The organism is Paraprevotella clara YIT 11840 (genome assembly GCF_000233955.1).
In the GTDB taxonomy this organism is placed as follows: domain Bacteria; phylum Bacteroidota; class Bacteroidia; order Bacteroidales; family Bacteroidaceae; genus Paraprevotella; species Paraprevotella clara.
On the sequence record NZ_JH376582.1, the window covers coordinates 19736 to 35219 of the forward strand.

Genomic DNA, 15484 nt, shown 5'->3' on the forward strand with positions numbered 1-15484 from the left:
GCATGTTTTTTCCGCCGGATGCCTCCAATCACGCCCTGCTTATGGTCAACACCGTGCCCGACGCTTTGTACGTCGCACCGCCAGGAACGAGCAAGAGCCACACGATGTCAGGCAGCGTGCTGCTTTGTCCCGTCTGGTAGGCGTGCCATCTTGCTGCATCCACAGAGTTTGGCACGGCCACGAGTTCCACGTATGTGCAAGATGTACTTACGACAAGAGAGGTGTAGTTTTCCACCCCGTTGTAAGATATTTTTGCACCCGACGTTTGCACGCTGCTTCCACTGTATATGTAGAGGTGCGTCCCCAAGTAGTCACCGGATGTGGGCAGTGTCACAGTGCCGCGCGAACTTCCGTCCCTTGTCGGGAAACAGAAGAATCCCCCTTTCTTCAATACGTCCCTCGTCACCGTGACGCTGTTATTGTTGGGGTCCACCTGTGGTACGGTCTTCATGTAACCCGAAAATTCCCCACTTCCTATTTTCAGAACCCCGTCTGCGTCCACGCTCGCCGTCACTTCTCCGTCATTGTTCTGTATGACAAACTGGTCGCTCGTCACGGTGATTTTTTTGTTTATCACGTCTATTCCCGTGGCAAGTTCCCCGTCATGTTTCCCCTCCACGAATCCTGAAGGCAAACTTCCTGTCAAGTCCCCTTCAAAAACCATGATGCTGTCAAAATACAACGTACGGCTTGTCGTTTGTCCCGCCGTTCCAAGGCGTAATACAAGATAATTGCTTCCACTCGGAGCGGTAACCTTATATGCTTTCCTTGTCCATGCCGATGTAAATTGAGGTTGGAAAGCTGTGAATCCAGCCAGTTCAAGCTGGTCGTTTTTTGAAAAGTAAGCCCCTGTCGCACCGCCGCTTTCTGTAAAAGTGGACGTCGCCCGTATCCACATGACTATGGTATATACTTTTCCGGAAACAACTGGAATTTGCGCACGCCCTACATATACCCATGAATTCCCTGTTACACATTGTATTTTCAAACTTTTGCTACCATGTATATGTGAGGACGTGTCAATTGAAACCGTACAATTTGACAGGTTTCGGTTCGCCAATCCACCGTTTTCAAAACTTCCATCCGGGAAAATATTGTCCGGCCAAATACTATCCACCTTTAAAGAAATCTTGCTCGTCGTCTGCTCCAAAGTGCTCACATCCCCTTGTATGCCTTGTACCGTAGTTTTCAGACTGCTTGCCGTCTGCTCCACGGTACTCACCCTCGTGCCCAAGGAACTCACCTGCGATGCCGTGCTATTCACCTTCCCGTCAATGGCCGATATTTTGGACGTGTTGGTCTCCACTTCCTTTTCAAGACCCGTCACGGAATCAACCACGGTAGTGACCTTGGTAGACATCACGCCGAATTCATTCTCAAGCATGACGAAATCCGCATGAACCTTTTCATAAACATTCACAGCGTCACCCACGACAGGGACTCTTTGTGTACATCCCCCCATGAGTGTACTCCCGTCATAAAGGTAGAACACTATCTCCGTGGTGGATTGTGTGATGGCTACAGCTCCTGTGTAATTCTGTACCGAACTATCCTGGCCTACACGTTGGTATTTCAACGTTTTCTCCGTAGTCTCCTGTTGTGTGTTGCCCACACATTTGAATTTTTTGCAAGTCACGGACGTCGGGGTTAACTTGTTGTCCCAAGACTTCTTCACCACATTTGCCGAAGGCTCTATGGTATAGAATACAGCATCATCCCCCTTGGGACCCGTCGCCCCGGTGGCGCCCGTGTTGCCCTTGAAAGCCACGGAAAATGAGAAATTCTTCGTGAAGGACTTCCCGTCCACGGTGATAGGCACGGTCAGCACGCCCTGTCCGGTAGTCAACGAAGAAGTGACGGACACCGTGAACGAGGCCGATGTGGTTCCGTTGCTTGAAATGCTCGTGGACATTCCCGACGGTGCTCCGGTTATAGTACCAATCGTTGCCGACACCCTTGTGGCACCCTTGTATGCGATAACCTCGCATTTCGTGGATGCAGCGATGGCCGCGCTCGTCGTTCCTTGGAAGGCATGCGATTCGTTGCCAAGAATTACGGTGTAGGCATCCGCGCCGTTCTTACCATCTGCACCGTCCTTTCCATTCGTGCCATTCGTGCCATCCTTGCCATTCGTGCCATCCTTGCCATTTGTCCCGTTGGTACCCGAAGAAACCTTGGCTATCGTCATCTCGTCATATACACCGCCCGATGTGCAACGTATGGTCACAGACTTCGCGCTGCCCCAAACCGTTGAATTGTTATGTGCCAAGGCATAAGTCTGCGAAGTGGCTCCCGATATGTTCGTGAAAGAAGTCTGTCCCGCCTGTTTATAGCTCCACTGGTAGCCGGATGTCCCCGTGAGGGTGGCCGTCAGCGTAATGGAGGTAGGTGTGGGATTCCCTGAAAAATTATTGGCGTATATAAACACCTGGTCGCCCGCAACCCTCACGTACTTGGCCGCCGTGCCGTCCGTACCGTAATAACTCACGGAATACACTGTCGTCGGGTCACTCTTCTTGTAAGTCGTCACCGTTTTCGTCCAAAGGTATTTACCTTTCTGTGGCGAAGGTACGGTTGCGCTCCAGCTTCCTGTCGGTGCCGTCGTGCCGGAACTGCCTATCTGGTAAGTGTTCGATACCGACACGATGCCGTCACCGTCAGCTCCTGCGGGTCCCGTATCGCCCTTGTCACCTTTGGCTCCGTTAGCCCCCATCTTACCCACGCTGTACGACGTGGATGTGGTATTGTCCGTGTAGGTTATAACCGTACGCGTCCAAAGGTACTGGTTGGCGGCCACGGAAGGGATAGAACCGCTCCACGTCCCCGTGGGCGGCGTGGTGCCCGATGTGCTTACCTGATAAGTCACGGCGGTGCTCTTGATGCCTTTCCCGTCCGCACCGTCGTCACCTTTGAACTTAGACCACGTGTAATCCGATGGAGTATTGCTCTCTGTGGCCGTTGTCTTGTTTACTGCTATGCCGATGTACTGTGTCGTGGATTTGGGAGTGTCATACATCCCGCTGCCCGTCGAGTTATCGGAATACTTTATCCATGTGTAAGTGGTTTTCCCGTCAGCCCCTTTTGCCCCCGGAACACCTTGGTCGCCCTTTTCGCCTTTGATAAGTGACCATGTGTAATCCGAAGGGGTGTTGCTTTCCGTGGCGGTGGTCTTGTTATAAGCAAACCCGATATAAGTTTTTCCCGTAGGAGAGTTGCTGATGCCCGAACCCGATGCGTTGTCAGCATAGCGTATCCAAGTATAGCGGGGCGTCCCGTCCGCACCCTTTGGACCCTGTACTCCCTGTGGACCAGTATCACCCTTATCCCCATAAGTACCGATAATCACCGGACTGCTCGTATATTTCGTATCATTGGTGTAAGTCACCACCTCATAGTTCCAAAGGTACTTCTTGGAAGATGAAGTGGCCTGTACCGAAGTCGTCCATCCTGACGTTGAAGTTGTCACTCCACTCGATGACGAAGAGGCCAAATAATATTCCGTAATGGACTTGATACCCACACCCGTCGCCCCGGTGGCGCCCGTGTTGCCAGTATTCCCGTATACACCTATGACCCTCTTTTTGGTCTCGCTTGTCGTGCTGTTGGTATAGGTGACAATTTCATAATTCCACAGATAACGGTTCGTGGCAGTCATTGTCGGCACCGTATCGCTCCACGATGTCGGCGCGGTGGTGTTCGATGCGGATACGGCATACTTGTTGGTTATGGACTTGATGCCCACTCCGTTTGTGCCGTCCGCTCCGTCCGCTCCCGCCTTTACTTTATATACAGAGAATACCGCAGATAGGTCTGTCTTTCCGCTCTTCTTGGCCGTGACTGTCACCGTGCCAGTATCCGCGCTTACCCCCGTGACCGTGATTTGTCCCGTCGATGAGTTCACGCTTCCGGAACATCCGGAGAATGCACCCGTAAACGCCCAACCCGTATCAGGTTCCGTGCCATAATATACCGTGGCCTTGCTGCTCGGGAATCCGCCGGTCACGTTCCCCGAAGCGTCACACGACACCGGGCCGCCGTCGTTGTCCAAGTCCAGATAGTAATGCCCCGCACGCGCGGCATCCTCCACAGCCTGATTCGCCTTGTTCGTCGCATCGTCCGCAGCTTTCTTGGCCGCAGCGGCAATCGCATCGAGGATGGTCTTCCGCGCATCGTAGTAGGCCGATATGTTCGCGTAGTCACTGCCCACCGTGATATATTCCGGTGATGAAGCCGTATATTTCGTCAGGGCAGCGTTGGCAAGGTCATAGGCCGACTTGTAAGCCGTGGTGGACACGGCATAGCGTGAGGCGTTGGCAGTAATCTCCCCGTATTCCGAACGGATGTCCGCTTGCTGCTGTTTCAGGGCTGTCTTTTCGATGGGGGATATGAGGTTGTCGCTCTTGATGTTCGCCAGCTCCTTGTTGGCATTCGTGGCATCTACCTGCGCGTTCTTGGCCGCTTCCGCCGCGTCATCTGCCGCCTTTTGGGCATCCTCTATCATCCCGTTCACGTCCTCTATGGCGGGAGACCACGCCGTAGCAACGTTCCCTTTTTCGAGCTTCATGTTTTTGATACATATGTAACTTAATGAGTTGAAAGGGAATCCGAAATACAACACTTGGGAATCCTTTGAGGACAGGCCGTTTGTCACAAGGTTCAATGCCACGTGCTTCTTCTTGTTGGCCTCGAAGCTGAACGAAGGACTGTTGGTAAGGTCCCCTTTGAAATCAGTATTCTTTATTCCTAGTAATGACTTGTTTGATGCGTTTGAAAGGATGTCGAAGCTCAACGTATAGGTGGTGTCGGCTTCAAGCAAATCCAATGTCCCGTTGAGGTTATAATAAAAAATACTCCAAGAAGAAGGTTTTTTTATCAACTCTATCTTCACGCCTTTCACTCCCGAATCTACCCATTCGGAGACAACGAAGTTCCCCGTCCCCTCATTCGTATTTGCGTACCACCTTTTCTTCCCTTGGTTGGTCTCCATAAGAATGTTACGTCCACCGACTTCAATCCCCGCCACCACCTTGTCCGCGTACGCCTTCGCTGCGTCCGAGATGGCCGACAGGGCGGCACTCTTCTGCGTATAGTACGCCGTGCGCTTCGTGGAGAAGTCCGAAGGGATGGCCACGGTCTCCGAAGAGGAAGACACCACGCCGTTGATGGCCGTCCGGTAGTTCGTGTAAGCCGTGTTATAGGCCGTAGGAGTGCCGAGGCCGTACTTCGTGTAACCGTCCGTGACCTGCGTCTTGTCCCCGTCGATGCGGGCAAGCTCCTCCTTCAACTGTTTCTTTTCAGAAGGGGAGAACTTGCCGTCGGCCGCCCATTCGTCCATGCGCTCCTTCTCGGCGTCCACGTCCGCCTGCGCCTTGTCGGCGGCATTCTTCGCCGCCGCCGCGTCCTCTATGGCCTGCGAGGCGTTCTCCGCCGCCGCGTCAGCCGCCTCTTGCGCGTTGTCGGCCAGTTCCTTGGCCTTGGCCGATATGGCGTTCAGCAAGTCCGTGCGTGCGTCATAGTAAGCCTTGAACTTCGCCCTGAACTCCGTGCCCGTGATGTTGCTCGTGGAGCTTAAATCTGACAATAGGGGCGTTATATACGTGCTTAATGCCGTGTATGCAGAGCCGTAGGCTGTCTTGGATACGCCGAACTTGTCAGCCGAAGCGTCGTTTTTAGGCTTCTCGGACACTATCACGTCCCATTCCTTCTTGGTCTGCTGTTTCTCCTGCGCCGTGAGCTTGTTGTCGTTGGCGATGTCCGAAAGCATGGAGTTCGCCTCGTCGGCATCGGTCTGGGCGTTTTTCGCGGCAGTGGCCGCATTGTCTGCGGCAGTCTTGGCCTCTATGGCCTTTTGTGCCGCCTCGCTCGCCGATTCTGCCGCCTCATCTGCCTTCGCGGCAGCGTCGTCTGCCGCCTTTTTCGCCGCGTCCGACGCTTCCTTGGCCTTTGCGGCGATGGTATCCAATATCGTCTGCCGTTTGGAATAATAGGCGGAGATGTCCGAATAGTCGGATTCCACGGTGATGTATTCGGGAGTGGAGGCAGTGTATTTGGTAAGCGCGGCATCGGCCTTCTTGTACGCGGCCTCATAGTCCGTCACGCTTATGGAATACTTTCCGGCCTCCGCCGTTATCTGCCCGTGTTCCGCCTTTATGTCGGCATGCTGTTGCTTCAGCGCGGTTTTCTCCACCGGGCTTATCGTGCCGTCGGATTTCAGGTTGTCCAGCTCCGTGTTGGCGGCTTGTGCTTCCGTCTTGGCTTCCCCTGCCGTGGCGGCGGCTTCGTCGGCGGCTTCCTGTGCCGCATTCGCGGCCTCCGCAGCCTCCCGTGCGGCCTCTGCCGCCTCGTTGGCCTTCGTATCGTCTGTATAGCGTGAGGCAAGCTCCCAATGCGAGATGGAGAAAGCCTCATTCTCTTTCTTGGCGGTCTTGCAACGCAGCAGGTCGTTCTTGTACGTATCCCCGTAAGTCGCGTTCACCCAAAGGTCGCCCACGTCGTAAGCCTGCCCCGTGGTGGGTTGGCTGACGAATACCCTGCGTTTGCCGTCAGCCGTATCCTGCGCCTTGGCAGCAGCGGCCAAAGCCTTTTCCGTGGCCGTGTCCGTGATGGGGTTCCATTTCCACGTGTCACCGTCCTTCACCCATTTCCAGCTCTTGCCCGTGCTGAGATTGGTATAAGTGTCGTTTGAATGCGCCTGTTTCTGTTCTTCGGTGGTCCACTCGTTCGCCGGGTAGTTGGAGGTTGTCGGGTCGGTTTTACCATAGTGGCTTTCTATTACACCGTCAACCTGGTCCTGCAAGTCCTCGATGATCTTCTGTAGGGCGGCGATGTAATTCTGCTGCTCCGCCAGACGTTCCACCGCGTCCTCCACCTTTCCGCTCACTTCATCCACTTTGCTTTGTACGTCTCCCACCGCGCCGTTGATGTATTCCTTCACCGTCTCGCCGGTGGACAATTTTATATTGTCGGAGATAATCATGACATCTTCCCGTGAGAGGTTGACAAACTCCTTGCCTTCCAGTTTGTAAGAGTTGATTCCCCGGTACATCTTGAAATAAGGGGCATCGTTCCCGTATGCCGAAAGGATAATGGCCGCCTGTCGGGCCACGTCATTCCGGTTTCCCAACTGGACGATTTCGTCACCGGCGGCCGGTACCGTGCTCCCCGCATCGCAGTCCGTCTTCGAGAGGTCTATGTAGTTGTCCCCCACGCCCGTCACCAGACGCCAGTAATAAGTGTTCTTCACGTTCTCGTTCACGCCCTCCTTCACGTTGAACGTCTGGGCGCGTGCCTGGTCACCGGCGACAAACTGGTTCTCCACCGTCTTTACCCCGTCCGTCGCCTCGAAATAGCAACGGTAGGCACTCCCCGTATCTTCCACACGGATGCACTTCATCGAGGCCGGGGTAAGCACGATTTGCCCGCCCACGTGCTTGATTTCCTGAATCACAAGCTGGATGAACTCGGCCACCTTGCGCACAAGCATTTCGTCCACCTCAAGGCGACTGCTTCCCTGTTCGTTCATTTTCAGGCACAGCCCCGAGCCAAGCGCACCCGAAGAGAATCCAGGAGACTGTATGCCTTTGGCCGTTACCATCCCACGCACAAACACGCTCAGAAGTTCCGCAGCACCGTCCTCGCCAATCTTCGCGCCCCGATTCCCGGCCACGTACTTGCCAACCTCCAAAGCGCCCATTAACAGCAGTGAAGCCAGTTCTGCATCCCCTTCACTGCCGATACGCCCTCCGCTTTCACCTGCCTGGTAGTCACCAAACAACATGTCTTTCAAGAATGTAAGGATGCCCTGTACCGTATCATCCTTCAATTTTGAAACGAACTTGTTGTCAAGTTCCCGGTTGTTCTTATTGATGCTATCCTTTATCTCCTTGTCTGTCCTTAACGAAGAATAAGCGTTTGTATCCGACGGCTCGGTTTCGTCATCCTTCTTTATCAAATATACATTTGTACCGGAGGTTGAAGAACTTACCTTTCCAGAGAAGTAACTGCTTCCATTCAGCTTGATGGAATCAATCTTGTCTTCAAGTGCGCCAAGACGGGAATAGGAAGCACTTTCACCTATAGTATATACCGGAGAATCCCATGGAATGTCAAGTGCAAGTTCATAGCCAAGTACGCGCATGGTACGGGGGCTTGGGAAGAATGAAGAGTTGTTTACCCTCACTTTTTGGCCGACACCGAAAGGACAAGGCGTATCCTGTGTCTCATTACGTGCCTTTGACCAGTCTGACATGAGTTTGGCCGACACGGTGCCGATATTGTTCCTGATTTTTTCGGCATATTTTTCTGTTTCCGTTTTCAGTTCCTCTTCCGCTTCCGGGACAAGGTTCTCAAAGACATATTCCGTGTCGTATCCGGCCATGACAAAATCATTCCCGGCCTCCGGCTTCATTACAGTATCTGGTAAACGGCCTCCGTAATCCTCATTGGCCACGATTTCAAAGCATGTGGACGTATCGTCACTCTTCTCCGGAAGGAACGTCAATCCAAAGGTAAGTCCGGCAAGCCTGCCCGTTTGGAAAGTGACCGTAAGTTCCTCTGAAATCACATAGGACTTGTCGAACCCCACAAGTCCGGTGGTCTTGATGGTGTACACCGGTACTTTCATTCCTGTGGGTTTCTTTTCTTCGCCTTCCGTGACATCAATCATTTCCTCTTCGACAGAGGATATTGAAAGCACCTTGCGTGGATAGACGTAGTCGAAAGTCACGATACCCTCTATCACTTCGTCGGGTGACATGTCGGGGTAAACGTCTATGTACGGTGTGCCTTCAGGAAGCATCAGCCTGCGTTGTACAACCCCGTTTACAGTAAGACCGTCCACGTCGGAATCAAAATAGCCGAGGGGTACATTCCCTTTCACAAGCCCTTCTATTGTGAATTTGGCACCTATATATAGTTTGTCGTTTGACGTGGTTTCGTATAATAAGGTAGCATGCTCGTCCGTATATGGCATGGCATTACGGTTGATGGTTACTCCTATTTTGTGGTTGCCTCCGTCATCACTGACATAATTCACATCCGTTTCCACGTAACCATATACAGAACCCAATATGCAATCACCCACAATGGTATATGGAATATATGTGACCAATGGGGATACACAAGAATATGTGATGCGCAAATACAGTTTACGTATTGCCTCGTACGGGCTTTCAAATCTTTCCTTGGACAGCCTGAGCGTTTTGTTTGAACTGTCAATGGTATAGCTTGATTCCGACAACACCGTGCTTGAATCATTTCCGGATGCCACTATTTCCACTCTTACATCCAATACGGCATTGGGGAATGATGAAAAATCATAGCTGAATACCATGGAAGACAAATCAAGTACATAAGCGGATTTGTATAGTTGCATGGCATTTATGGTAATACTGTCATACAACTCATATTCTTCCACGTCCGGAGTGGCCAAGCTTGCGGACACCGAACCTACACCATCCATCTGTTTTTCATAAGAATAATACTTTATGAGGTCTTTCCTGAAAAAAGACGGATTTACAGGCTTCTTGCTGTCATTAAAGTCGCTTTTGTTTCCAGAACGGTTAAGCGTGTCTATGGTGAACTCCAGTTTCTTCCGGTACCGGCTGGATATGTTTTGCGTGGAGCCAAAGGCGTATATGCGCGTGAAATAGTCACCGCTGCTCTTGGACAGGCTCATGGTTTCTGCTTCTTCGCCAAGGCTTATTTCCACCGCTTCCCCCTTCTCACAGCGGCCGAAACGGATTTTCTTGTCTTCCATCCACCACTCGCAGTTTGCGGCTTCCGCAAGGGAGGTAAGGGCATCAATGAGGTTGGTGTTGGAATAGTGCATGACCAAGGCATCCACATTCACATCATTGTCAATCTCGTATTCATAGTCCTCATCGCCAGATTGGAATCCCCATACTTTCAGGTTACGCAGGAAGATGTCAAGATGGTATGACAATTGCGCCGTCAAATCCCAAGCGGCTTCATTTCCTCCTGTTTCCGGTGTGTACTTGAAGATCTTGTTCTTCCACTTCATGTAAGAGGCTTCCATCTTCAACTCATAGTCATAACCGCCCGTGGAATTGTTGAAAGATGGCTTTTGGTCTTCTATGATTTCAAAACGGCCAAAATCACATTCTGCATAACATCCCATTTTGAATGATATGGGATTAAGCAAGGAAAATTTGAGCGTGATATAGTCATCTTTCATCAACTCAAATTTTCGCTTGCTACCTACACCTATCGGTGTGGACAAAACTAATACCTCGTTGTTATCCTTTATCTCTATCATATTCCCAAAAGTAAGGAATATTACTCATGCCACATTATATTGGATAACCGATTTTGCAACAATCTGGCTATTGTCACAAATCTCCCCGATTTGTTGGATTGGGTTCCTCGAATTTGGCTGAAAATTTACCGAAACACCTGTTAAGGCTTAACCCATAAGATATATTTTTACCCAAGTAGACCAAGTTATAAACTTCACTTCCTAGTGCCGGGACTTTGATGGCCACGACCCCTTTACCCAATTCTGTCAGGAAAGCTTTTTTCTTTGTCCTATAATCACTTTCTGTGGTACCCGTAATGGTAAATGCCAATGTCAACTCCCGTGAGTCAAGTTTGGCATTATCAGTTATTACACGCTTGCCATGCTCCAATCTGCTTTCATTCTCTATGTAGTCTTTCATTGGAGCGGGTGCATCTATTGAATCAAGGAATCCTTCCCCCATACATACACCCCATGTTGTCCAGGCATCTTTTCCGTTAATTAGTAATTCACCTTTCATAATCTTGATGTGTTTCGTTTTACTTCTTCTATATCCTTTTGCATCTGTTTGATTGGCTTGACTATTTCACCTGTATTTTCTCTGATTTGTTGAAGTTCCAAATAAGAATTGGCCAAAATTGTACGGGTCTCATCGGAAATATTGTACATGCCGCCAATTTTGGACAACAATCCTGAAATCGAGCCTTTAAGTTCAGTTATGGCAATGGCCTGCTGCTGGTTGACATTCTCAATACGGTATCCCGTTTCTTGAATGGCCGTGAGCCTTCCGTTGGTCTCATCCACGCTTTCTTGGGATGCCTGTACCTTAACCGCGCTACTGGCTTGTTGCGCAGAAGTACCACCTGACGGTTCCCAACCGAAATCATTCATGAGCTGTTCCCGGTCGGCAAGCATTTGGTCTGTAAGTTCTTTCTGTTCTTGCCGTAGCCTTTCTGCTTCCTCCGGAGTAAGCCTTCCACCACTTTCTGAATCTGCCGCCCATTGGTCGTATAAACTTTCTATTTCGTCCTTATACTTGTTGGCTATAAGCGAAGAAAATATGGCATTCTGCAAATATTTCTCGAAATTGTCGGCAAATTCTTCGTTTGTTGAATCCAAATCGGACAGCAAATCCACATATCCGCTCTTGAACTCGTCAAGGCCGATTCCGGTCAATGCTTCTTTTTCCTTTTGAGCTATTTCTTCAAGTTGGTTGCCATAATCCGCTATATTCTGAATGTATTCGATGAACTCACCGTTTACCTCGCCCAATACGGACACAAGCCTCTCGTCCGTCAACAGCTTCTCCATCTGTTCGGAAGACAAGTCCCATAATTGGTATTCAGCCGTTATCTTCTCGCCTACAAGGCCGGATATGCGTTCGTAGTCTTCTGCCGTAAGTCGGTCATTTATACGGTATCCAAGAGAATGGGAACCGGCACTACTTCCGCTTGAAGCCAACTGCTTAATGAGTTGCCGTTGACGCTCTATTTGTATATTGACAAGCTTGGCGGCTTCGTCTGCGGCTTTCTGTGCCTCAATACCGTAATCAATGTCAATATACTCCATCTTCTTGCCTATGAGTTGGTCCCAAATGCCTATCAGGGTTTCATATTGGGATTTCAAGGCATCATACTCCGAGTAGTCGGCACCAAACTTTTCTTTGAAGAAACCACCTATTCCTGATATGATTTTCATTCCGGCACTTATTGCGGCTAATATGCCCGATGCCTTTTCCAATCCCGATGCCGCTTCACCGATGCCTTTTATGGCACCCACTGCCTGCAATGATGAGGAAGCGATACCTCCGGCTAAAGAGATGATTTCACCGAATGTTCCCCCGACAGTATCTCCTATCTCCTCGAATACATCATTCACATCGGTAAGGACTTTATACAACTTGTCCCAATCCTTAATGGACTTTCCGGGAGATACCTCTTTTTCAATCTCTTTCTTTTCCAAGGCATTTCTTAGCGTGGCCACTTTCGCCCTCTTGACTGCCAAATCAGGATTGTTCGGGTCACTGATTTCCATATTCATCATCTCCTGATATGCCTGATTAAGCAATTCACGGAGTTTTCCAATAGATAAATCAATCACGCTGTCAGCCCAAGAGTTAAAGCTTTCCTCACGGGATGCGAACTCTTTGTTTATGGCCTTTAACGCTTCTTCCTTTTGGTGTTCAATCTCTTTCAATTGGTCATCGGAAGCTCCAGCTTCCTCATACTTTTGCCTTGCCTTGGCAAACTTCTCCACCGTGGAGTTGTACTTCGTGACGTAATCCTGATATTCGGAAAGGATATCCTGATAGAACTTGGCTATTTCCATTTTCTGCCTTTCCCTCGCTTCCTTTCCCATAATGTCGAACGCGGATGTATCAACGCTTACGGTGGAAGAATCAAATGCCTTTGGCTTATAGTTCTTGTCATTGGACGCTTTCAACTTCTCCTTGGCATCAAAAGCTTCCTTTTCCATTTGTATGACGGCATTGACGTAATCCTGACGTTGGCGGCCAATCTCCTGCAACTCTTTTTTATGGTTGAGTTCCATTTGGGCTTTCTCTTTCTCAAAGCCTTCATCCATGGCATCTATCCGGGATTGGGCCACTTTATTCTCCAAATCTTCCTGTTGGCGGATGCGGTCTGTGGCATTCTTCTTTTCGAGTTCGGATAATTTATCAAACTTTTCTACATATTTGTTGCTTTCGTTCTTTATTTCTCCGTATGTATTATATTGAGACAATTCTTTTTCAGCCTCTTTCAGAGATTTAAGTGCTTCTTCAGCCTCCTTACTTCCTTTTTGGGTTGCCTCGAAAGCTGATTTTCTTATACTCACCTGTTCTTCCCAATATGAACGGCCTTGTTTATTGTCACCTTCTACCTTTGTTATTTTTTCCTGATTTTCTTGTATTTTTTTACTATATGAAGTCATTTGTTCTTCAATAATTTCCATTTTCTTTCGATGTTGTTCTGCCCTTTTTTCTCGTTCTTCATATCGTTCTTTAATTTCTAATGCTTCTTTATATCGTTTAGCAGCATCATAATCCGCAACCCAACCAGTTTTTGAACGTTCAAGATCTCTTTTATCTTCTTTTGCCTGTTCACTTTCAAGATAAGCCTTTGCGTTATTATAAAAAATGCGATTACGATTCATATAGTTCGTATCAGCATTTAATCCTTTTTCTTCACTAACAGATTTTTCGGCCAATTCTTCCATTCTTTTCTGGTATGCTCTCGCATACGACACGGCCATCAGGTCTTTTGTAAGTTGTTGATATGCCGAAGATGCCTTTCCGGCTAAAATAGCCTCTTGTGATAGATTCCCAAAATATGATGGATATTGTTGTTGTAATCTTTTTGTAATTGATATCCTGCTCTCCATAGAGGCATTTACATTCTGTGTCATTTCATAAAGTACTCGCAAATTTGTTTTCTGTTTTGCGACAGAATTCATTGCCTCTGACATGGCTTTATTCAATTCTTTCTGCTCGTCAGCAAGAATTGATATTTCTTTTCTTGCATTGAATAATTCTTTCACCCATTCCACAATATCCTTACCATACATTGAAAGCACAGTTATCCCAACCATCATGGCTGTTTGCCAACTAAACAAGGAAGAAACAAGCTGCTTCCACACCGGTACTCCTTTCTGTCCGGACTTCTTTAATTCCTCGTTGGCGATTTTGGCACGCTTTATCTCATCGGTCAGGATGGGAAGATTGTTCGATATGGCAAGAAAGAACATATTAAGCCCCATTGTTGCCGCAGGAAGTTCACGTACTATCTGCTGTACAGACATATTAAGTCCGTTCCATCCCGAAGCATAGTTGCCAACGTTGCGCTGATGGTTGCCTATTGTAGCATCAAGTTCCTTAATCTTTGCGTCTGCCTGGTTAATGGATGTACGTAACTCTTTGCCGAAAGGTGAATTTCGTTCCTCCTCTGTCAGTTCACGATAAGCAATCCTCATACGTGACAATGATTGTGAAAGCCCGTTCATTGAAGTAGCCGCGACATTATCCATTTTCACATTGTTCATCAACGTTTGACGAACCTCCGATAAGGCTGCCTTATGCGTTAACAAAGAATTATTGAGTTGTTCCAACCGTTTTTGTTGGCTTGATGAAAGTGTCAAGCTGCCTGACTGGTATTTTGTCAGTTGCTTTATTTCTCCATTTATCAAACGTATTGCATTTTGTTCTTCAATTAAGCGTTTGATGTTTTGCATACGCGTTCCCATAACTGCGTCAATTTCTGCCGCCAGTTCATCATACGCCTTAGCCTGTGCCTGCACGCTTGCCGTTTCCGCATTGTTCGCCGCCGTGTTGGCATTCCCGCCTCCCGGCTGCGGATTCACGCCCGCCGCCTTTGAAAGCTGCTCCTGCGCCTTGATAATCTTTTCCGAAGCCTCGTTTATCCTCTTGGTGGAAACCATGATTTTCCCCTCCGTTTCCGAAACTTTCCTTACCAAGGCATCATACTGCCCCATGAGGGATTGCAACTGCGCTTCCATCCCCTTGGCGATATCAATGTCAACTTTCACATTGATTTGCTTCAATGCTTTCTTGACATTCTCTATCTCAGTCTTTAGCTTTCTGAGTTTCTGAATGTCACTGTCTACGTTTGCGAATATACCAGCCATTATTTGAATATTTTCTTGTTTACCTGCCGTTTGGCATATAATATTGAATTGCTTAACACGTTATACCCTTTGGATTCGACAAAAGATGCGTAGGGCATACCGTCAGCCAAATAAAGACCGTCCTGTGGCTTTTCTGAATAGATAAGCAGGTTTTCCGTGTTCTTCTTCGCTTCTGGATGTCCGCCATCGTCGCCAACTTCCATGTGGATTATCTGTCCGGAACGAACAACACAAAATCCGGGGGCATTGCGCAAATTATAGGTATGATTCTTGTACTCTCCGTTCTTTTGCGCATATATTACGGCATCTCTACCTATTTCAATCAGTTTATTGAAATAAACGTCCTCCACTTGCCGTTCCAGTTCGTCCAAACCCGATATGTCGCCTTTGAATTGCATTACTCGTCAAATTTTCTATTCTTGAACATATCCTCATCCGATACTTCACGTAATACTTCGCCGAAAGCCACATGGAGCTTGTCTTTTTGCATGATTACCAAGTTACGGTAGGGTATCTTATTCACCACTTCATCGTAAGACAAATGCAGATTTTCCATGAACGATGCGATTTGTCCCAGTAAGCAATCAT

Annotated in this window: 5 protein-coding genes; all 5 read right to left on the reverse strand. The window is 48.7% G+C overall.

What is annotated here, in order from left to right; genetic code table 11:
* Window positions 1-28: 28 nt before the first annotated feature.
* Complete coding sequence (locus HMPREF9441_RS02435; protein WP_008617568.1) at window positions 29-10276, reverse strand: RHS repeat domain-containing protein; 10248 nt, start codon at window positions 10274-10276, stop codon at window positions 29-31.
* Window positions 10277-10349: 73 nt separating this feature from the next.
* The gene (locus HMPREF9441_RS02440; protein ID WP_008617569.1) at window positions 10350-10775 is read right to left on the reverse strand and encodes a hypothetical protein; all 426 of its coding nucleotides are present in this window, start codon (window positions 10773-10775) and stop codon (window positions 10350-10352) included.
* Window positions 10772-14896 (reverse strand): hypothetical protein, encoded by a 4125-nt coding sequence (locus HMPREF9441_RS02445; RefSeq protein ID WP_008617570.1) that lies wholly within the window; start codon window positions 14894-14896, stop codon window positions 10772-10774. Before HMPREF9441_RS02445 ends, HMPREF9441_RS02440 begins: the two co-directional genes overlap by 4 nt.
* The gene (locus HMPREF9441_RS02450; RefSeq protein ID WP_008617571.1) at window positions 14896-15294 is read right to left on the reverse strand and encodes a hypothetical protein; all 399 of its coding nucleotides are present in this window, start codon (window positions 15292-15294) and stop codon (window positions 14896-14898) included. Before HMPREF9441_RS02450 ends, HMPREF9441_RS02445 begins: the two co-directional genes overlap by 1 nt.
* Window positions 15294-15452: a hypothetical protein gene (locus HMPREF9441_RS18550; protein ID WP_008617572.1), complete on the reverse strand. Its 159-nt coding sequence runs from the start codon at window positions 15450-15452 to the stop codon at window positions 15294-15296. The genes HMPREF9441_RS02450 and HMPREF9441_RS18550 overlap by 1 nt, the downstream gene beginning before the upstream one ends.
* Between the last annotated feature and the right edge of the window lie 32 nt (window positions 15453-15484).